At 60.6% G+C, this 20,573-nt stretch carries 11 protein-coding genes; 8 read left to right on the plus strand and 3 right to left on the minus strand.

The window, feature by feature from the left end; translation table 11 throughout:
- Together nirB and AAE045_RS18760 are read left to right on the plus strand one after the other, a co-directional pair.
- Positions 1–4,068: a nitrite reductase large subunit NirB gene (gene nirB, locus AAE045_RS18755; RefSeq protein ID WP_455549001.1), complete on the plus strand. Its 4,068-nt coding sequence runs from the start codon at positions 1–3 to the stop codon at positions 4,066–4,068.
- On the plus strand, positions 4,065–6,650 hold the full coding sequence (locus tag AAE045_RS18760) for a nitrate reductase (protein WP_455549002.1): 2,586 nt from the start codon (positions 4,065–4,067) through the stop codon (positions 6,648–6,650). The genes nirB and AAE045_RS18760 overlap by 4 nt, the downstream gene beginning before the upstream one ends.
- Here AAE045_RS18760 and AAE045_RS18765 read toward each other — a convergent pair.
- Positions 6,627–7,178 carry a YbhB/YbcL family Raf kinase inhibitor-like protein gene (locus AAE045_RS18765; protein WP_455549003.1) on the minus strand — a complete coding sequence of 184 codons (552 nt, stop codon included), beginning with the start codon at positions 7,176–7,178 and terminating at the stop codon, positions 6,627–6,629. The two genes, AAE045_RS18760 and AAE045_RS18765, sit on opposite strands and share 24 nt — an antisense overlap.
- A gap of 114 nt (positions 7,179–7,292) precedes the next feature.
- Between AAE045_RS18765 and AAE045_RS18770 the strand changes: the two genes are divergently transcribed.
- Entirely contained in the window at positions 7,293–8,699 is a 1,407-nt protein-coding gene (locus tag AAE045_RS18770; protein ID WP_455549004.1) for a YchO/YchP family invasin, read from the plus strand.
- Positions 8,700–9,179: 480 nt separating this feature from the next.
- On the opposite strand, the gene narL is transcribed toward AAE045_RS18770, so the two are convergent.
- Positions 9,180–9,830 (minus strand): two-component system response regulator NarL, encoded by a 651-nt coding sequence (gene narL / locus AAE045_RS18775; RefSeq protein ID WP_202300487.1) that lies wholly within the window; start codon positions 9,828–9,830, stop codon positions 9,180–9,182.
- Positions 9,823–11,619 (minus strand): nitrate/nitrite two-component system sensor histidine kinase NarX, encoded by a 1,797-nt coding sequence (gene narX, locus AAE045_RS18780; RefSeq protein ID WP_455549005.1) that lies wholly within the window; start codon positions 11,617–11,619, stop codon positions 9,823–9,825. The genes narL and narX overlap by 8 nt, the downstream gene beginning before the upstream one ends.
- Positions 11,620–12,055: 436 nt before the next feature.
- Here narX and AAE045_RS18785 point away from each other — a divergent pair, with 436 nt between their 5' ends.
- The 5 genes from AAE045_RS18785 (at position 12,056) to narI (ending at position 20,502) form a co-directional block, all read left to right on the plus strand.
- The gene (locus tag AAE045_RS18785; RefSeq protein WP_455549006.1) at positions 12,056–13,447 is read left to right on the plus strand and encodes a NarK family nitrate/nitrite MFS transporter; all 1,392 of its coding nucleotides are present in this window, start codon (positions 12,056–12,058) and stop codon (positions 13,445–13,447) included.
- A 398-nt stretch (positions 13,448–13,845) separates the two neighbouring features.
- The gene (locus tag AAE045_RS18790; protein ID WP_455549007.1) at positions 13,846–17,592 is read left to right on the plus strand and encodes a nitrate reductase subunit alpha; all 3,747 of its coding nucleotides are present in this window, start codon (positions 13,846–13,848) and stop codon (positions 17,590–17,592) included.
- Positions 17,589–19,124 (plus strand): nitrate reductase subunit beta, encoded by a 1,536-nt coding sequence (gene narH / locus AAE045_RS18795; RefSeq protein WP_455549008.1) that lies wholly within the window; start codon positions 17,589–17,591, stop codon positions 19,122–19,124. The genes AAE045_RS18790 and narH overlap by 4 nt, the downstream gene beginning before the upstream one ends.
- The gene (gene narJ, locus AAE045_RS18800; RefSeq protein ID WP_455549009.1) at positions 19,121–19,822 is read left to right on the plus strand and encodes a nitrate reductase molybdenum cofactor assembly chaperone; all 702 of its coding nucleotides are present in this window, start codon (positions 19,121–19,123) and stop codon (positions 19,820–19,822) included. The genes narH and narJ overlap by 4 nt, the downstream gene beginning before the upstream one ends.
- 2 nt (positions 19,823–19,824) lie before the next feature.
- On the plus strand, positions 19,825–20,502 hold the full coding sequence (gene narI, locus AAE045_RS18805; RefSeq protein ID WP_455549010.1) for a respiratory nitrate reductase subunit gamma: 678 nt from the start codon (positions 19,825–19,827) through the stop codon (positions 20,500–20,502).
- Positions 20,503–20,573 lie beyond the last annotated feature (71 nt).

Genomic DNA, 20,573 nt, shown 5'->3' on the forward strand with positions numbered 1-20,573 from the left:
ATGAAGCAACGCCTGCTTGTCATCGGCAACGGCATGGCGGCTGTCCGCCTGGTGGAACAGCTCACCTCGCTGGCGGCCGGACGGCTGGACATCACGGTATTTGGCGAGGAGCCAGCGCTGAGCTACAACCGCATCCTGCTGTCGCCGGTTCTGGCAGGGGAGAAGCCAGCCGCCGCGACGCAGCTGCATGACCATGCCTGGTATCAGGAGAGGGGCATTAATTTGCTGACCGGTGAGGCCGTTCTGTCGGTGTCTACCGCCGACAAAACTGTCCGCACTTCCCGTCGCAGCATGGAGTACGACGAGCTGGTATTTGCCACGGGCTCGCTGCCCTTTATCCCGCCGATCCCCGGCCATACTCTGCCTCACGTCCACTGTTTCCGCACCCTGGCGGACGTCGAGGCGATATTGCGCGGGGCGGGGAACGTGGCGGTGCTGGGCGGCGGCCTGCTTGGGGTGGAAGCCGCCGCGGCCTTAAACGCGCGGGGTATCCCCGTCACGCTTATCCACCGTCAGCCCTGGCTGATGGATCTTCAGCTTAACCAGCAGGCGGGGCTGCTGCTGGAAGAGTCTTTAACGGCCCGCGGCATTGCGTGCGAGCTGAACTGCGGCATTGAAAGCATCGGCAATGACCGCGTACTGCTCAGCAATGGCCGCGAGCTGGCTGCCGGACGGGTCGTTATCGCCACCGGCGTCAGGCCGAATATCTCCCTTGCCCGGCAAAGCGGCGTGCCCTGTGAACGGGGGATTAGCGTTGACGCTCAGCTGCGCAGCCCGATCCCGCACGTCAGCGCGCTGGGGGAATGCTGTGAGATTGACGGGCAAACCTGGGGGCTGGTGGCTCCCTGTCTGCAGCAGGCCGACGTGCTCGCCGCAAGGCTGGCGGGATTGCCTGCCGCTGATTTCAGCTATCAGGATCGCGGCACGCGGCTCAAGGTCAGCGGCATTCCATTATTTTCAGCGGGCGACTTAAGCGAGCGGCCCGGCACCCGCATTCTGACGGCCTTCGACCCGCTTTCCCGACACTACCGCTGCCTGCATCTGCGCGATGACAGGCTCACCGGCGCGCTGCTGATGGGTGACATTCAGTCCGCCAGCGCCCTGACAGACGTGCTTCTGAACGCGGCTCCCGTGACTCCGGGCGCCCTGTTTGACGACTTTACCCCCCAGATGCAGCCGCAGGCTGCCGGAGATGACGACATGACAAAATCAACGCTGGTAGTGATCGGGCACGGCATGGTCGGGCATCACTTCCTTGAACGGTGCGTCGCGCTGAATCTACATAAAACGCACCATATCGTGGTGTTCGGAGAAGAACGCCATCCGGCCTACGACCGCGTGCATCTTTCCGAATACTTCTCCGGGCGCAGCGCGGAGTCGCTGTCTATGGTGCAGGGGGATTTCTTTGCCGAACACGGCATTGAACTGCGCAGCCACACCCGCATCGTGGAGATCGACCGCCAGCAGCGCCTGGTACGCGACAGCGAAGGGCATGAAACGTGGTGGGACAAGCTGGTGCTGGCAACCGGCTCCTGGCCATTCGTGCCGCCGGTACCCGGCAATGATTTACCCGGCTGCTTTGTCTACCGCACGCTCGACGATCTGGATGCCATTGCGGAACGCGCGCGCGGCGCCACGCGTGGCGTGGTCATCGGCGGAGGACTGCTGGGGCTGGAAGCCGCCAACGCCCTTAAACAGCTCGGTCTGGAGACATACGTCGTGGAGTTCGCGCCAAACCTGATGGCCGTCCAGCTCGACAACGACGGGGCCGCCATGCTGCGCGCGAAAATTTCCGACCTCGGCGTCAGGGTGCTGACCGGCAAGGCGACGACGGCGATTACCGAAGCCGAAGGCCTGCGTCTCAGTTTTGCCGACGGTGAGAGTCTGGATACCGATCTGATCGTTTTCTCCGCTGGTATTCGCCCGCAGGACAAGCTGGCTGGCGGCTGCGGGCTGGCGCTGGGTGAGCGAGGCGGCATTGTCATTAACGACAGCTGCCAGACCAGCGACGACTCGATTTACGCCATCGGCGAATGCGCGCTGTGGGAGGGCAAAATCTTTGGCCTGGTCGCGCCGGGCTATCAGATGGCGCGGGTGGCGGCGGCGACGCTTGCCGGGGAAAGCACGGCGTTTCGCGGCGCCGACATGAGCACTAAACTGAAACTGCTCGGCGTGGAGGTCGCCTCCTTCGGCGACGCCCACGGGCGCACGCCGGGCAGCCAGAGCTATCGGTGGACCAACGGCCCACGGCAGATCTACAAGAAAATCGTCGTTTCGGCGGACGGCAAAACCCTGCTTGGGGGCGTGCTGGTGGGCGACAGCGGCGAATACAGCCAGCTGCTGCAGATGATGCTCAACGGCATGGCGCTGCCCGCGCAGCCCGAAACGCTGATCCTGCCCGCCTCGCCGGGGGCGGCATCAAAAACGCCTGGCGTCGGCGCTTTGCCTGATACGGCGCAGCTCTGTTCCTGCCACAACGTCAGCAAGGCGGCTGTCTGCGCGGCGGTAAACGGCGGCGCAGGGGATATGGCGGCGATAAAAGCCTGCACCAAAGCCGCGACGGGCTGCGGCGGCTGCTCCGCGCTGGTGAAGCAGGTAATGGAGTACCAGCTCCAGCAGCAGGGCGTAGAGGTCAAAAAAGACATCTGCGAACACTTCGCGTATTCCCGCCAGGAGATCTACCACCTGGTGCGCGTCAACCATCTGCATACTTTTGAGCAGCTCATCAGCCGCTACGGGCAGGGGCACGGCTGTGAAATCTGCAAGCCGCTGGCGGCCTCGGTGCTGGCATCCTGCTGGAACGAATACCTGCTTAAGCCGGCCCATCTGCCGCTGCAGGATACCAACGATCGCTATTTCGCCAATATTCAGAAAGACGGCACCTATTCCATCGTGCCGCGCGTGCCCGCCGGGGAGATCACGCCGGACGGGCTGATCGCCATAGGCCTGGTAGCAAAACGCTATCGGCTCTACAGCAAAATCACCGGCGGACAGCGCATCGACCTTTTTGGCGCGCGTCTCGAAGAGCTACCTGCTATCTGGGAGGAGCTGGTGGCGGCTGGTTTTGAGACCGGCCACGCCTACGGCAAGTCGCTGCGTACGGTGAAATCCTGCGTGGGATCGACCTGGTGCCGCTACGGGGTGCAGGACTCCACCGGGCTGGCGATTGAGCTGGAGAACCGCTACAAGGGGCTGCGCTCGCCGCACAAAATCAAAATGGCCGTTTCGGGCTGCACCCGCGAGTGCGCGGAGGCGCAAAGCAAGGACATCGGCGTCATCGCCACGGAGAAGGGCTGGAACCTCTATGTCTGCGGCAACGGCGGCATGAAGCCGCGCCACGCGGATCTGTTCGCCAGCGATCTGGACCGCGAAACCCTGATCCGCACCGTCGACCGACTGCTGATGTTCTACATCCGCACCGCCGACCGGCTCCAGCGGACCAGCACCTGGATGGATAACCTCGAAGGCGGGCTGGAATACCTGCGCGACGTGGTGCTCAACGACAGCCTGGGCCTGGGCGAAGAGCTGGAGAAAGAGATGGCGGGCGTGGTGGCTACTTATCAGTGCGAGTGGCAGACCACGCTGAACAGCCCGGACCGCCTCGCGCTGTTCCGCTCTTCCGTTAACAGCGACAAACCGGACGAAGCCGTGCAGCGGCAGATGCTGCGTGGGCAGCTGCAGCCAGCGGATGCTGAGCCGCAGCAACAGATTGTGCCGCCGGTGAAACCGTGGCAGGCCGTCTGCGACATCAGCGCGATCCCGGCGCAGGCAGGCATTGGCGCCCGGCTGGGGGAGCTGCAAATTGCGCTGTTCCGCTTCGGCGAGGCGATTTACGCCCTTGATAACCACGAGCCGGGCAGCGTGGCGAACGTGCTCTCGCGTGGGATCGTAGGTGATGTAGCAGGCGAACCGGTGGTTATCTCTCCGCTTTATAAACACAGGTTCCGCCTGCGCGACGGCCAAAGCCCGGACGGTGAGCTGGCGGTTCGCGCCTGGCCGGTGAAGGTAGAGCAGGGCATGGTCTGGGTAGGGAGCCAGGCGCTGATTACGCGCGCGGAGGCATCATGAGCGCCCCGGTGCGTTCAACCTGCCCCTATTGCGGGGTAGGCTGCGGCGTAACGGCCCGGACCGATGAGAACGGCGGCGTGAAAATAGCCGGGGACGTACAGCACCCGGCCAATTTCGGACGGCTGTGCGTAAAGGGAGCTTCGCTTGGCGAAACGCTCGGTCTGGAAGAGCGTCTGCTGTTCCCGGAGGTTAACGGCGAGCGCGCTGCCTGGGAGGCGGCGCTGGATCATGCCGCGCAAAAATTGCAGGACATCATTCGGGAGTTCGGCCCAAAGGCGGTGGCGTTCTATGCATCCGGCCAGCTGCTCACCGAGGATTACTATGTTGCCAATAAGCTGATGAAGGGGTTCATCGGCGCGGCGAATATCGACACGAATTCACGGCTCTGCATGGCCTCGGCGGTGGTTGGCTATAAACGCGCGTTCGGCGCGGATTTCGTGCCGTGCAGCTATGAGGATCTTGATCAGACGGATCTGGTGGTGCTGGTGGGCTCGAACGCGGCCTGGACGCACCCGGTGCTCTATCAGCGGCTGGCGGAGGCCAAACGGCAGCGCCCGGAGATGAAAGTCGTGGTGATAGATCCGCGCCGCACCCCGACCTGCGACATCGCCGATCTGCACCTGGCGCTGCGGCCCGGCAGCGACGCCGGGCTGTTTGTCGGCCTGCTTCATTATCTGACGCGGCACGGGCCGCCGGGCCAGACGTTCGACGGTGAGGCCGAAGCGCTGGCGCTGGCAGCCGGGTGGCCGCTGGAGAAATGCGCCGACTTTTGCAGGCTGGATGCGGAGGCCATCGGCACCTTCTGGCAGTGGTTTGCCGACAGCCCGCGCGCCATGACGCTCTACACCATGGGCATTAACCAGTCCTCAAGCGGCAGCGACAAGTGCAGCGCCATCATCAACGTGCATCTGGCCAGCGGCAAGCTCGGGCGCGCGGGCTGCGGGCCATTTTCGCTGACCGGACAGCCAAACGCCATGGGCGGTCGGGAGGTCGGGGGGCTGGCAAACCAGCTGGCCTGCCACCTCAATTTTGAACCTGCCGACATCGCCCGGCTCGGGCGCTTCTGGGGCAGCGAGCGAATCGCCGAAACGCCGGGCCTGATGGCGGTGGAGCTGTTTGACGCCATAGGACGGGGAGAGATAAAAGCCGTGTGGATCATGGGCACCAATCCGGTGGTTTCGCTGCCGGACGCCTCCGGCGTGGAGCGGGCGCTGGCGAAATGCCCGCTGGTCATTGTCTCCGACGTGGTGGATAAAACGGACACCGGACGCTACGCCCACGTGCGCTTTCCGGCGCTGGCCTGGGGAGAAAAAAACGGCACGGTCACTAACTCAGAGCGCAGGATTTCAAGGCAGCGCGCCTTTCTGCCGCCGCCGGGGGAAGCCCGCGCCGACTGGTGGATTTTGTCGCAGATCGCCCGGCGGCTCGGCTATGAAAAAATGTTCGCCTGGCAGCATCCACAGGACATTTTTTGCGAACATGCGGCGCTGTCGGGCTATGAGAATAACGGCTCACGCGCCTTTGATATCAGCGGGCTGGCAGCGCTGACCCGCCAGCAGTACGACGAGCTGGAGCCGGTGCGCTGGCCCGTTGCCGCAGCCCACCACGGCCCGGTGAAAAGCTGGCGCAAAAGCGGCAGGTTCCAGATGGCGGGGGTCGATCCCCGGCTGCCAGCGGCCCTGACCGACCGTAATTATCCCTTACTGCTTAACACCGGGCGAATTCGCGATCAGTGGCACACCATGACGCGAACCGGGTACGTGCCGGGCCTGATGCAGCATACCGGGATGCCGTACCTGGAGATAAATCCGCTGGACGCACAGCGCTACGGCATAACGGACGCAGGGCTGGTACGCATTGCATCCCCGCTGGGCGGCATGGTCGCCCGAGCGCAGCTGAGCGAACATCAGCAGCCGGGAAGCGTATTTTCACCGATGCACTGGAGCCAGCAGTTTGCCCGTAGGGGGCAGATAAACAGCCTGGTGGCGAAAGTATGCGATGCCGATTCCGGCCAGCCGGAAAGCAAACAGACGGCGGTTCGCCTTCAGCGCTGGCGGCCTGCGTGGTACGGCGAGATCTTTGCTGCCGGTGACATTGCCTTTGCGGAGGATATTCAGTGGTGGCGGCAGGCGTCGACGGGCGCAACGCATTTTCTTTGCGCGGCGGACAGCGATCCGCGGGCCTGGGCGGCAACCCTGACCGCCGGTCGAGGCTGGCAGCTGCAGTACGCGAGCGGCGACGGGGAGCTGTATCATCTGCTGGCGTGGCACGACGGCAGGTTAATGCTGGCCTTCTATGCCGCAAAAGCCTGGCCGGACATTGACCGGCAGGCCGTGCTGGCGGCTTTTGAAAAAGCGCCGGATGGGCGGCATTCGCTGCTGGCGGGCCGGGCGCCCGGAGGAGTACCGGCCCCGGGCAGAACGGTTTGCAGCTGCTTTGGCGTGGGCGAGAAGACAATACTGGGCGCCATCGCGTCGGGCTGTCACACCGTCGCGATGCTGGGCGAGAAGCTGCGGTGCGGCACCAACTGCGGCTCCTGCATCCCGGAGCTGAAGGCGTTACTGCCCAAAGCGGCTGATTAGCCCCGCCGCGGCCAGGGCGTGCCCCTTGAGCTTAGCGAACAGCTCTTCGCGGGTCAGGCCTGCGGGAAGCGCATCGGCACGCAAATCCGTAGCGATCAGCGTCCAGGTGTAGTGGTGCGCACCGCTTCCCGGCGGGGGACACGGCCCGTGCCAGGCCAGGCTGCCGGGGGTATTTTTACCTCCGGTAAAGCCTTTACCGTCCCGCAGCTGGTTGGCGGTAAAACCAGTCGCGCTGGGCGGGATGTTGTAGGCCACCAGATGCGTTACGCCCAGGCCTTTTGCTCCTTCCGGGTCGTGCACAATCAGCGCAAAGCTCTGCGTAGTGGCAGGAGGATTGCTCCAGACTACCGGCGGGGAAAGATTCTGCCCGGTGCAGTTCGGGTTATTCTTCGCGTTGCCCGCGTATTGCTTATCCAGCATCGCGTTATCGGCAAACGCCGGGGACTGCAGCATAAACAGGCCTTCAGCCTGAGCGGCAAAACAGCCGCACAAAAGCAGGGCGGAGAAACAGCGTAGCGAGGTTTTCATAGTTGGTTGCTCAAAGGGCAGGAGCTATAAGCGTAGCGCGAATTTAGGAATAAGCTGGCGTGCGGGCAGGGACTTTAAGCGTGTTCAGAACACGCATGATGTTATAATTTCCAGATGTTTAAAAAAGCTGTCCCCCTGTTAACCCTGACCTGCACACTCCTGAGCACCGGAGGAGCCGCCGCTACCCGTCAGCCCTTCGTCGAAGAGGGCGATGCGCTTATGTCCCCGACTCCGCCAGAACTTCCCGATTTAGGCATGGCCCCGGAAACCGACGCCGCCGCTAAACACATTGCTGAAATGGCTAAAAAATTCGGCGAGGCGAGCATGATCGACAACGGGCTGGACGCCGGAGACCAGGCGCGCCTGATGGCGTTTACCAGCCTGCGCGACGTGCTGGCCGACCGGGTTGTGGACGAAGCGGAATCGCTGCTCTCCCCGTGGGGCAAAGCCAGCTTTAACCTGCTGGTGGACCAGCACGGCAGCTGGAACGGCAGCAGCGGATCGCTGTTTTCGCCGTGGCAGGATAACGATCGCTATCTTACCTGGAGCCAGATTGGCTTCACCCAGCAGGAAGAGGGCACCGTCGGCAACCTCGGCGTCGGGCAGCGCTGGGTGGCGGGCAGCTGGCTGCTCGGCTACAACACCTTCTACGATAACCAGCTGTCGAATCATCTTCAGCGCGCCGGGCTGGGCGCCGAGGCGTGGGGCGAATACCTGCGCCTGTCCGCCAACTACTACCAGCCGCTGAACGGCTGGCAGGACGATACCGAAACGCTGGCGCAGCGCCTGGCGCGGGGGTATGACATTACGGCGAAGGCGTGGCTGCCGTTCTACCGGCATATTAATACCAGCCTGAGCCTCGAGCAGTATTTTGGCGACAGCGTGGACCTCTTCGACAGCGGCACGGGATACCGCAACCCGGTTGCGGTGACCATGGGCCTGAGCTATACGCCGGTGCCGCTGGTGACCTTCACCGCCCAGCATAAGCAGGGTGAAAACGGCGTCGGGCAGGATAACCTCGGCCTGAAGCTGAACTATCGCCTTGGCGTGCCCTTCGCCAAACAGATCTCTTCTGCGGAGGTGGCGGCGACCAGCTCGCTTCGCGGCAGCCGCTACGACAGCGTCGACCGCAATGATTTACCGGTGATGGAATATCGCCAGCGTAAAACCCTGTCGGTGTTTTTGGCGACGCCGCCGTGGGAGCTGCACCCGGGTGAAACCGTGGAGCTTAAGCTACAGGTGCGGGCGAACCACGCCATCCGCAACGTCAGCTGGCAGGGGGATACCCAGGTGCTAAGCCTGACGCCTCCGGCCAACAACCGCAGCACAGACGGCTGGAGCGTGATTATGCCTGCGTTACAGAACGGTGAGGCGAGCGAATACCATCTGTCGGTGACCGTTGAGGATGACAGAGGGCAGAAGGTGACGTCGAACTGGATCACGCTTAAGCAGGCTGAGCCGCTGGTGGTGAGTCCGGCAGAAGATCCTCGTTATAACCTTCTGCCGGAAGATGTCTATTAATCACAACTCACCCCGGCCATACGTCAGGGTGAGATCTGTAAACCCGCAGGTATTCCGTTCACCCGTCCGTCTTGCTATCTCTGCTACCGTTGCGAACGGTGAACGTGTCATGGGGATTACGCCATCCCCCTGACGACCCCGGCGCCCGGCAAATAAATCGCCGCTGAAGCGGTAAACTCCGGTTTTTACCCAACATGCGGGGTCGTTCGCGATTCGTTCCCGACGATCGCTCTCTCACGTTGTTCCCGACAACGTGACCCCGCCTGAAGGGCAAAAACCGGAGCGATTTAAGCCGGGAACAGGGTGTCGCTTTAAGCCAGAGATAACATCAGATACTTCGTCGCTTTGAAACCTACAGCGACACCGGTTCGGCAGCAACATATGCCACCTGACGCAGAGTGAACGGAACCTTCTCGATCTTGCCAGTAACTGTTTCAAAGATCTGTATAAAAGACAGTTCCCGGAAGAGGGGATAGTGCCCTAAAAAATACGCTCCTGATGCACCCAGACCGCCGCTTCGACGCGGGATTTCAGCTTCATCTTTTTCAGCAGGTGCTTTACGTGAACCTTTACGGTGCTCTCGGTGATATCCAGGCGGCGGGCAATCATCTTGTTTGGCAGCCCCTGGGCGATAAGCTTCAGGATATCGCGTTCGCGCGGGGTCAGCTGATTCACATCGCGGTCGGACGTTGCGCGGTTAGCGCGCAGGCTTGCCGCCAGCACCGGGGTTAACGCTTCGCTTAACACCATTTCGCCCGCAGCCGCCTGCTGCAGGGCTTTGAGCAAATCTTCTGGCTCCATATCTTTCAGCAGATAGCCGTCCGCACCGCGTTTCAGGGCGGTTACAACGTCTTCTTCGTGGTTGGAGACGCTGAACACGACGATACGGCCCGACAGCGGTTTTTCACGCAGGCAGTCCAGGGTTTCCAGGCCGTTCATGCCGGGCATATTCAGATCCAGCAGGATCAGGTCGGGATCGAGCGCTTCCGCGAGTTCAACGCCCTGAGCCCCGTTCCCCGCTTCGCCGACCACGGCCAGCTCGGGCGCCATGCTGATTAGCTGTTTGACGCCGGTCCTTAGCATCGGGTGATCATCAATCAGCAAAATAGTTGCTGCTTCCGGGTTACTCATCGCTTACTCCTGTGGCAGAAGACAAATGTGCTTCGGGCATAAAACTGACGACCACTTCGGTGCCGCCACCAGCGCGAGTCCGTATCTGGCAGTCGCCCTTCAGGCTCTGCGCACGGTCTCGCATAATAATAAGTCCGTAATGGTTTCTGCGCTCCCCGTTATCGGGTATTCCGCAGCCGTTGTCCCATACGGTTAGTTTGACCTGCTTATCGAGATGTTCGACGGTCACGCCGCAGGCGGTGGCCCGGGCGTGCTTAAAGCTGTTGTTCAGCGCTTCTCGGGCGATCTGCACCAGGTGAATGGCCTGATACGACGGCACCAGACGAGGCGGCAGCCGGTAGTTCAGCTCGACGGCAAAGCCGAGCTTTTCGCTGAACTCCTGGCAGCTCGTTTCGAGGGCGGGGCGCAGGCCCGGCTCAACCAGCTGCAGGCGGAAGGTGGTCAGCAGTTCGCGCAGCTGGCGCCAGGAGGTGTTCAGCTCGTTGCGCATCTGAGCGAGCAGTTCACGCATCTCCTCCGGCAGCGCCGCGCCCTGCATCTGCAGGCAGCTCACCTGCATTTTCAGGCAGGAAAGCGACTGTGCGATAGAGTCGTGCAGCTCGCGGGCAATCGTCGCGCGTTCTTCCATCACCACCAGCTGCTGCTGGTGCTCATGCTGCCTTTCAACCGCAAGCGTAGCGGTAAGCTGTTCAATGAGCGTTTCAATCAGCTGCTGCTGGTCGGCGGTCAGGCTGCTGCTGTGCGGGAGCTGAGCGAGCACAAGGCCGTACTGAATATGGTTATCCGTCAGCCGCCACTTCACGGCGCTGGTTTCGGCAGGCTCCGCCGCTGGCGCGCGCGGGCAAAGCTGGCAGCCCTGTGCCTCACAGCTGTTATCCGGCTGGTAGGTATATTCGTCGTAGTTCTCTTCGTCTTCGTATTCGTACACGCGAAGCTCGATGTTGCGCAGCGGCGTCAGGTGCTGTAGTTCGCTTAATACCGGTGAGAGCCGCTGGCAGAGGGGAGCCTGGGAGTGCAGGCGGCGGTTTGCCTGATACAAAAAGGAGAGGATGCGATTTTTCTGCTCCAGCCCGGCGGTTTTCTCCCGCACGCGCTGCTCCAGCCCGGCGTAACTCTCGGCAAGTTCAGCTGACATACTGTTAAGCGCCACGCCAAGAGTGGCCATTTCGTTACGGCCCGAGACGCTAACCCGGTGGGTAAAGTCCCGCTGGCCGATAGCCGAGGCCATCGCCAGCAGCTGCCGCCACGGACGCAGCAGGCGCTTGCGCAGCCAGACGATGGTGAAGATCAGCAGCAGCCCCATCAGCGCCGCCATGCCTCTTTGTAGCTGAACGATGCGGTTCAGACGCTGCTCGGTCGTTTTATCGAACGAGCTGACCAGCTGGTCGATTCGGCCGACAAACTGCGCTACGTGGGGGGTCACCTGGCCGGCGTTTTTAGCCCGGTTGATGGCGGGTTCCAGCGTGCCGCGCCAGTAATCCTGAAGCTGGGTCAGCTGCTCCTGCTGCCCGTCCCGGCGGGCGGCGTCCTGCAGATCGCGGCTCCAGGCGGTTTGCTCCATTTCTGCCAGCAGCGGAGCGTCTTTTCGTGTAAGCGGAATGGCCGTCAGCAGGCGGTAGCTCTGCATGCGCAGCGACCCGGCTTTGTTGATGGCGTGGGCGTTGCCCTGGATCCCCTGCGCGAGCCAGCTGGCAAGGCTCATTCCCACCACGCCGAGCGTTGCCAGCAGCAGCACAATCAGCGCTAACTGGTTAACCAGAGTAAGAGGAGAGAGCAGGCGCTTCAACATTTTATCCTTTGTCCTTCAAGTTGCAGGGGTGTTGGCTGCACTCCCTCACCCCAGTCACTTATTTATATAAGCTCCTGGGGATGAGCTCCCTTGCCGCCTACCTGCAAACTTGAATGCCACAGGATAAAAAAGCGACACGATGAAGCCGGGGCGTGTTCGTTATTACAACATTTTCAGCCATCCCCCGGAGTATACCCATACCCCCTAATGATTACTCCTTAATTGCCGGGGGTGGCATGGCGGTGGTTATAACCCTGGCGTACCCCTTCCAGGGCAGTGAAAACCCACAGTTTTTTTGTGAATATGGCTTACTCACAAAGAATCATGGTTAAAATATAAGCGCCATTCTGTCCGATTATCCCTTGATATACATCAATTTAGATTCACCAATACTCCCTAATGTGGCGGCAATTACTCTTACACATTTGAGGTGTTTATGTCTGCGTCGTCCAATAAAGGGCAGAAATCCGCGGGGCTGATTACGGACTGGCGTCCGGAAGAAGCTGAGTTCTGGCAAACAAAAGGGCATCGCATTGCGAGCCGAAACCTGTGGATCTCCGTACCGAGCCTGCTGCTCGCCTTCTGTGTCTGGATGCTGTTCAGCGCGGTCGCGGTTAACCTGAACAAGGTTGGCTTCAGCTTCACGACCGACCAGCTGTTTATGCTCACCGCGCTGCCTTCGGTGTCGGGTGCGCTGCTGCGCGTGCCGTACTCCTTTATGGTGCCTATCTTCGGCGGACGCCGCTGGACCGCCTTCAGCACCGGCATTCTGATCGTGCCGTGCGTCTGGCTTGGTTTTGCGGTGCAGGATACCACCACGCCGTTCAGCGTCTTTATCATCATCGCGCTGCTTTGCGGCTTCGCGGGTGCCAACTTCGCCTCGAGCATGGCCAACATCAGCTTCTTCTTCCCGAAGGCCAAACAGGGCGGGGCGCTGGGTATTAACGGCGGCCTGGGCAACCTGGGCGTGAGCGTAATGCAGCTGGTTGCGCCGCTGGCCATTTCCCTTTCTATGTTCGCCATCTTCGGCGGCACGGGCGTGGAGCAGGCTGACGGTTCAATGCTGTTCCTCGAAAATGCCGCATGGATCTGGGTACCGTTCCTGGCTATCTTCACCATCGCAGCCTGGTTTGGCATGAACGATCTGTCCGCCTCTAAGGCCTCGCTGCGCGAACAGCTGCCGGTACTGAAACGTGCGCACCTGTGGATCATGGGCGTGCTGTACCTGGCGACGTTCGGCTCGTTTATCGGCTTCTCCGCCGGTTTCGCGATGCTGGCAAAAACCCAGTTCCCGGACATCAACATCCTGCACTTTGCGTTCTTCGGCCCGCTGTTTGGCGCGCTGGCTCGCTCTGCGGGCGGGGCGATTTCTGACCGCTTTGGCGGGACAAAAGTGTCGCTGATTAACTTCATCTTCATGGCCGTATTCAGCGCGCTGCTGTTCACCACGCTTCCGCACAACGGCGTGGGCGGTAACTTTATCGCCTTCTTCGGCGTGTTCCTGATGCTGTTCCTGACGGCCGGGCTGGGGAGCGGTTCAACCTTCCAGATGATCTCCGTTATCTTCCGTAAGCTGACCATGGATCGCGTCAAAGCGGCGGGCGGCACGGAAGAGCACGCCATGCGCGAAGCGGCAACCGACACCGCGGCGGCGCTTGGCTTTATCTCGGCGATTGGTGCCATCGGCGGGTTCTTCATCCCTAAAGCTTTCGGGACCTCGCTGGCGCTGACCGGTTCCCCGGCAGGAGCAATGAAAATCTTCCTGGTGTTCTACATCGTCTGTGTGGTCATCACCTGGGCCGTGTACGGCCGTAAATCTGCCAAATAAGTTTTAAAAAATTGACCATTTTGGTTATCCCAGCGCGGCTTCGGTCGCGCTTTTTTTTAACCCTTCGCCATTAGTTACAACATACTTTTCTTTGGGCTTTAGCCCGTTGCTGGCTCCTCAGCCGGGCGGGTCCGGCAGTACCTACCCCTTAATACCTCCGGGCGGCTTTACCCTACCCATCGGGAACGGATATTCGAAAATAATCATTATAAAACAATAAAATGAGAAATTTCTCGCCATGCCACTTTGGTGGTATCTGGTTTTTCGGGGCCGTCGGCCAGCGCCGCCGGTGTTGATCGTTATCAATTCTCCCGTCCTTACCGCGCGATACCGTGCCAGCAAATCTGCAATGTCGATTTCACAGAAGAGCCTCCAGGCTCCACATCAGGAGAATCCCGATGAGTAAGTTTCTTGACCGGTTTCGTTACTTCAAACAGAAGGGCGACACCTTTGCCGACGGACATGGCCAGCTGCTCGATACCAACCGTGACTGGGAAGAAGGCTACCGCCAGCGCTGGCAGCACGACAAAGTTGTGCGCTCCACCCACGGTGTAAACTGCACCGGTTCATGCAGCTGGAAGATTTACGTTAAAAGCGGCCTCGTCACCTGGGAAACCCAGCAGACCGACTACCCGCGAACCCGCCCGGATATGCCAAACCATGAGCCACGCGGCTGCCCTCGCGGCGCCAGCTACTCCTGGTATCTCTACAGCGCGAACCGCCTGAAATACCCGCTGATGCGTAAGCGTCTGATCAAGCTGTGGCGCGAAGCCAAAACCGTGCACGCCGACCCGGTCGACGCGTGGGCATCCATCATCAACGACCCGGAAAAAGCAAAAAGCTATAAACAGGCCCGTGGTCGCGGTGGTTTTGTCCGCTCAAGCTGGCAGGAAGTGAACGAGCTGATTGCGGCGTCCAACGTCTTTACCGCGAAAACTTACGGTCCTGACCGAATAGCGGGCTTCTCGCCAATCCCGGCGATGTCGATGGTTTCCTACGCCGCTGGCGCTCGCTATATCTCCCTGATTGGCGGGACCTGCCTGAGCTTCTACGACTGGTACTGCGACCTGCCGCCTGCGTCACCGATGACCTGGGGCGAGCAAACCGACGTGCCTGAGTCCGCCGACTGGTACAACTCCAGCTACATCATGGCCTGGGGCTCTAACGTGCCGCAGACCCGTACCCCGGACGCCCACTTCTTTACCGAAGTGCGTTACAAAGGGACTAAAACAGTAGCCGTAACGCCGGACTACGCGGAAATCGCCAAGCTTTGCGACCAGTGGCTGGCGCCGAAGCAGGGTACCGATGCCGCGATGGCGCTGGCGATGGGCCACGTCATGCTGCGTGAGTTCCACCTGGATAACCCAAGCCAGTACTTCACCGACTACGTGCGTCGCTACACCGACATGCCGATGCTGGTGATGCTCGAAGAGCGCGACGGGTTTTATGCCGCGGGCCGCATGCTGCGAGCATCCGACCTGGTTGACGGCCTGGGCCAGGAAAACAATCCGCAGTGGAAAACCGTTGCTCTGGATAACCAGAACGGCGAGCTGCTGGCACCGAACGGCTCTATCGGCTACCGCTGGGGCGAGAAGGGCAAGTGGAACCTCGAACAGCGCGACGGCAGCAGCGGCGAAGAGGCCGAGCTGCGCCTGAGCCTGCTGGGCAGCCACGACGAAGTGGCCGAAGTGGGCTTCCCTTACTTCGGCGGCGAAAGCTCCGAGCACTTCAGCAACGTTAAACTCGATAACGTGCTGATGCATAAACTGCCGGTTAAGCGTATTCAGCTGGCAGACGGTTCCAGCGCGCTGGTGACCACCGTTTACGATCTGACCCTGGCGAACTACGGCCTGGAACGCGGTCTGAACGATGAAAACTGCGCTTCCAGCTACGACGAAGTCAAAGCTTATACCCCAGCGTGGGCCGAGCAGATCACCGGCGTTTCCCGTCAGAATATCGTGCGCATCGCCCGTGAGTTTGCCGACAACGCCGATAAAACGCACGGCCGCTCAATGATCATCGTCGGCGCCGGGATGAACCACTGGTTCCACATGGACATGAACTACCGCGGCCTGATCAACATGCTGATCTTCTGCGGCTGCGTCGGCCAGAGCGGCGGCGGCTGGGCGCACTACGTGGGCCAGGAAAAGCTGCGTCCGCAAACCGGCTGGACCCCGCTGGCGTTTGCCCTTGACTGGCAGCGCCCGCCGCGCCACATGAACAGCACCTCGTTCTTCTATAACCATTCCAGCCAGTGGCGCTACGAGTCGCTGACTGCGGAAGAGCTGCTCTCCCCGCTGGCGGACAAATCCCGCTACAGTGGCCACCTGATCGACTTTAACGTGCGTGCAGAACGCATGGGCTGGCTGCCTTCCTCGCCGCAGCTGAACACCAACCCGCTGAACATCGCGGCGCAGGCGAAAGCGGCTGGCATGAGCGCGGCCGACTTCACCGCTCAGCAGCTGAAAAGCGGTGATATTCGCTTTGCGGCGGAACAGCCGGATGCGGGCAACAACCACCCGCGCAACCTGTTCGTCTGGCGTTCAAACCTGCTGGGTTCCTCCGGCAAGGGCCACGAGTACATGCTTAAGTACCTGCTCGGTACCGAAAACGGTATTCAGGGTAAGGATCTGGGCAAAGAAGGCGGCGTGATGCCGGAAGAAGTTGAGTGGGTGGATAACGGCCTCGACGGCAAGCTGGATCTGGTGGTGACGCTGGACTTCCGCCTGTCGAGCACCTGCCTGTACTCCGATATCGTGCTGCCAACGGCGACCTGGTATGAGAAAGACGACATGAATACTTCGGATATGCATCCGTTTATTCACCCGCTTTCCGCCGCCGTTGACCCGGCATGGGACTCGAAGAGCGACTGGGATATCTACAAGGATATCGCGAAGAAATTCTCCGAAGTGTGCGTCGGCCACTTAGGGAAAGAAACCGATGTTGTGACGCTGCCAATCCAGCACGACTCCGCCGCAGAGTTGGCTCAGCCGTTCGGCGTGATGGACTGGAAAAAAGGCGAATGCGACCTGATCCCGGGCAAGACGGCTCCGCACCTTATGACGGTTGAACGTGACTACCCGGCGACCTACGAGCGCTTTACCTCCATCGGTCCGCTGATGGAAACCATCGGCAACGGCGGGAAGGGCATTGCCTGGAACACCCAGACCGAAATGGATCTGCTGCGCAAGCTCAACTACACCAAGGCAGACGGCCCGGCGAAAGGCCAGCCGATGATCAACACGGCCATCGACGCCGCTGAAATGATCCTGACCCTGGCACCGGAAACCAACGGCCACGTCGCGGTGAAAGCCTGGGCCGCGCTCAGCGAGTTTACCGGCCGCGACCACACGCACCTGGCGACCAACAAAGAAGAGGAGAAAATCCGCTTCCGCGATATCCAGGCGCAGCCGCGCAAAATCATCTCCAGCCCGACCTGGTCCGGCCTTGAAGATGAGCACGTTTCCTATAACGCCGGTTACACCAACGTCCACGAGCTGATCCCATGGCGCACCCTGTCCGGCCGCCAGCAGCTGTATCAGGATCACCAGTGGATGCGTGATTTTGGCGAAAGCCTGCTGGTTTACCGTCCGCCGATTGATACCCGCTCCGTGAAAGGCGTGATGGGTAAAAAATCCAACGGTAACCCGGAAAAGGCGCTGAACTTCCTGACGCCGCACCAGAAATGGGGCATTCACTCCACCTACAGCGACAACCTGCTGATGCTGACCCTGTCACGCGGCGGCCCGATCGTCTGGATGAGTGAAATCGATGCGAAAGATCTGGGTATCGAAGATAACGACTGGATTGAAGTGTTCAACACAAACGGCGCGCTGACGGCGCGTGCGGTAGTGAGCCAGCGCGTGCCGGAAGGCATGACGATGATGTACCACGCCCAGGAACGTATCGTGAACCTGCCGGGTTCTGAAATCACCGGCCAGCGCGGCGGTATCCATAACTCGGTGACCCGCATCAGCCCTAAACCAACCCATATGATTGGTGGCTACGCGCAGCTGGCTTACGGCTTCAACTACTACGGCACCGTGGGCTCCAACCGTGATGAGTTCGTGGTGGTCCGCAAGATGAAAGACATTAACTGGTTAGACGGTGAAGGCAACGACCAGAAACAGGAGAGCGTAAAATGAAAATTCGTTCACAAGTCGGCATGGTGCTGAATCTTGATAAATGCATCGGCTGTCACACCTGTTCTGTGACCTGTAAAAACGTCTGGACCAGCCGTGAAGGCATGGAGTACGCGTGGTTTAACAACGTGGAAACCAAGCCGGGCATTGGCTACCCGAACGACTGGGAAAACCAGGAGAAATGGAAAGGCGGCTGGATCCGTAAAATCAACGGCAAGCTGCAGCCGCGCATGGGTAACCGTGCTCTGCTGCTGGGTAAAATCTTCGCCAACCCGCACCTGCCGGGCATCGACGATTACTACGAGCCGTTTGACTACGACTACCAGCACCTGCACAACGCGCCGGAAGGCAAGCATCAGCCGATCGCCCGTCCGCGCTCGCTGATCACCGGCCAGCGCATGAACAAAATCGAAGCGGGCCCGAACTGGGAAGAGATCCTCGGCGGCGAATTTGAAAAGCGCGCCAAAGATCAGAACTTCGAAAACATGCAGAAGGCGATGTACGGCCAGTTCGAAAACACCTTCATGGCCTACCTGCCGCGCCTGTGCGAGCACTGTCTGAACCCGGCGTGCGTGGCGACCTGCCCGAGCGGCGCCATCTACAAGCGTGAAGAAGACGGCATCGTGCTGATCGACCAGGACAAGTGCCGCGGCTGGCGTATGTGCATCACCGGCTGCCCGTACAAGAAAATCTACTTTAACTGGAAGAGCGGCAAGTCAGAGAAGTGCATCTTCTGCTACCCGCGTATCGAAGCCGGTCAGCCGACCGTCTGCTCCGAAACCTGCGTAGGCCGTATCCGCTACCTCGGCGTGCTGCTTTACGATGCGGACGCCATCGAGCAGGCAGCAAGCACCGAGAGCGAGCAGGATCTATATGAGCGTCAGCTGGGGATCTTCCTTGACCCTAACGACCCGAAAATTATCGAGCAGGCTCTGAAAGACGGCATTCCGCACAGCGTCATCACCGCCGCCCAGCAGTCGCCGGTTTACAAAATGGCGATGGACTGGAAGCTGGCGCTGCCGCTGCACCCGGAATACCGCACGCTGCCGATGGTCTGGTACGTGCCGCCGCTGTCGCCAATTCAGTCTGCGGCCGATGCGGGTGAGCTGCCGCATACCGGCATTCTGCCTGACGTGGAAAGCCTGCGTATTCCGGTGGAGTACCTGGCGAACCTGCTGACCGCAGGGGACACCGCGCCGGTGCTGCGCGCCCTGAAACGTATGATGGCGATGCGCCATTATAAGCGTGCTGAAACCGTGGAAGGCGTTACCGATACCCGCGCGCTGGAAGAGGTCGGCCTGACCGAAGCCCAGGCGCAGGAAATGTATCGCTACCTGGCGATTGCCAACTACGAAGACCGTTTCGTGGTGCCGTCCAGCCACCGCGAGCTGGCGGCAGAAGCCTTCCCGGAAAGCAAAGGGTGCGGCTTCAGCTTCGGCGACGGCTGCCACGGGTCGGACTCTAAGTTCAACCTGTTCAACAGCCGCCGCATCGACGCCATTGACGTTTCCAGCAAAACGGAGCCGCAAGCATGATTGAACTTCTGGTAATTTCACGCCTGCTCGAATACCCGGATGCTGCCCTGTGGCAGCACCAGCAGGAGCTTCGCGACGCGTTAGCCGAAGGCGCTGAGCTGGATCTGCAGCAGGCCGCGCAGCTGAACGAGTTTATCGCCACGCTTTGCGGCGGCGATTTGCTCGATGCCCAGGCGAGCTACAGCGAACTGTTCGACCGCGGCCGCGCAACCTCCCTGCTGCTGTTTGAACACGTTCACGGTGAGTCCAGGGATCGCGGTCAGGCGATGGTGAACCTGATGGGCCAGTACGAGCAGGCCGGCATGGAAATCGACAGCCGCGAGCTGCCGGACCACCTGCCGCTCTATCTGGAGTACCTCTCCCAGCGTTCTGCTGAGGAAGCACGCGGCGGCCTGCAGGACATCGCGCCGATTCTGGCCCTGCTGGGCGCACGCCTTAAGCAGCGCGAAAGCAAGTACGCGGTGCTGTTCGAGGTGATGATTGGCCTTTCCCAAAGCAGCGTGGCGGTGGAAAGCGTCAGCAAGCAGATCGCCGATGAAGCCCGTGACGATACGCCTCAGGCGCTGGACGCGGTGTGGGAAGAAGAGCAGGTGAAATTTATTGCCGACCAGGGCTGCGGCGAATCTGAAATCAGCAGCCACCAGCGTCGTTTTGCCGGGGCCGTCGCTCCGCAGTATCTGAATATCGGAGGACAGTGATAATGCATTTTCTGAATGTGTTCTTCTTTGACATCTATCCATACCTTTGCGGTACGGTATTTCTGGTAGGCAGCTGGCTGCGTTACGACTATGGCCAGTACTCCTGGAAAGCGGGCTCAAGCCAGATGCTGGACAGAAAGGGTATGAACCTGGCGTCGAACCTGTTCCACATCGGCATTCTGGGGATTTTTGCCGGGCACTTCCTGGGCATGCTGACGCCGCACTGGATGTATGAGTCTTTCCTGCCGATCGACGTGAAGCAGAAAATGGCGATGCTTGCCGGTGGTGCGTGTGGCGTGATGACGCTGGTAGGCGGCATCCTGCTGCTCAAACGCCGTCTGTTCAACCCACGCGTTCGTGCAACGTCTACCGCAGCAGATATCCTGATCCTCACGCTGCTGGTGGTTCAGTGCGCGCTGGGTCTGCTGACCATTCCGTTCTCGGCGCAGCATATGGACGGCAGCGAAATGATGAAGCTGGTGGGCTGGGCGCAGTCCGTGGTGACCTTCCACGGCGGAGCATCTGAGCATCTGGACGGCGTGGCGTTTATCTTCCGCGTGCACCTGGTGCTGGGCATGACCATGTTCCTGCTGTTCCCGTTCACCCGTCTGGTGCACGTCTGGAGCGCGCCGGTCGAGTACCTGACCCGCAAATATCAGGTCGTCCGCGCCCGCCGCTGATCTTCGTTCCGAAAAGCAAATACCCGGCTAAGGCCGGGTATTTTTTTGCTTTCGATAAGGGCTAATCACCA

Source organism: Dryocola clanedunensis (genome assembly GCF_038405435.1).
GTDB lineage: Bacteria > Pseudomonadota > Gammaproteobacteria > Enterobacterales > Enterobacteriaceae > Dryocola > Dryocola clanedunensis_A.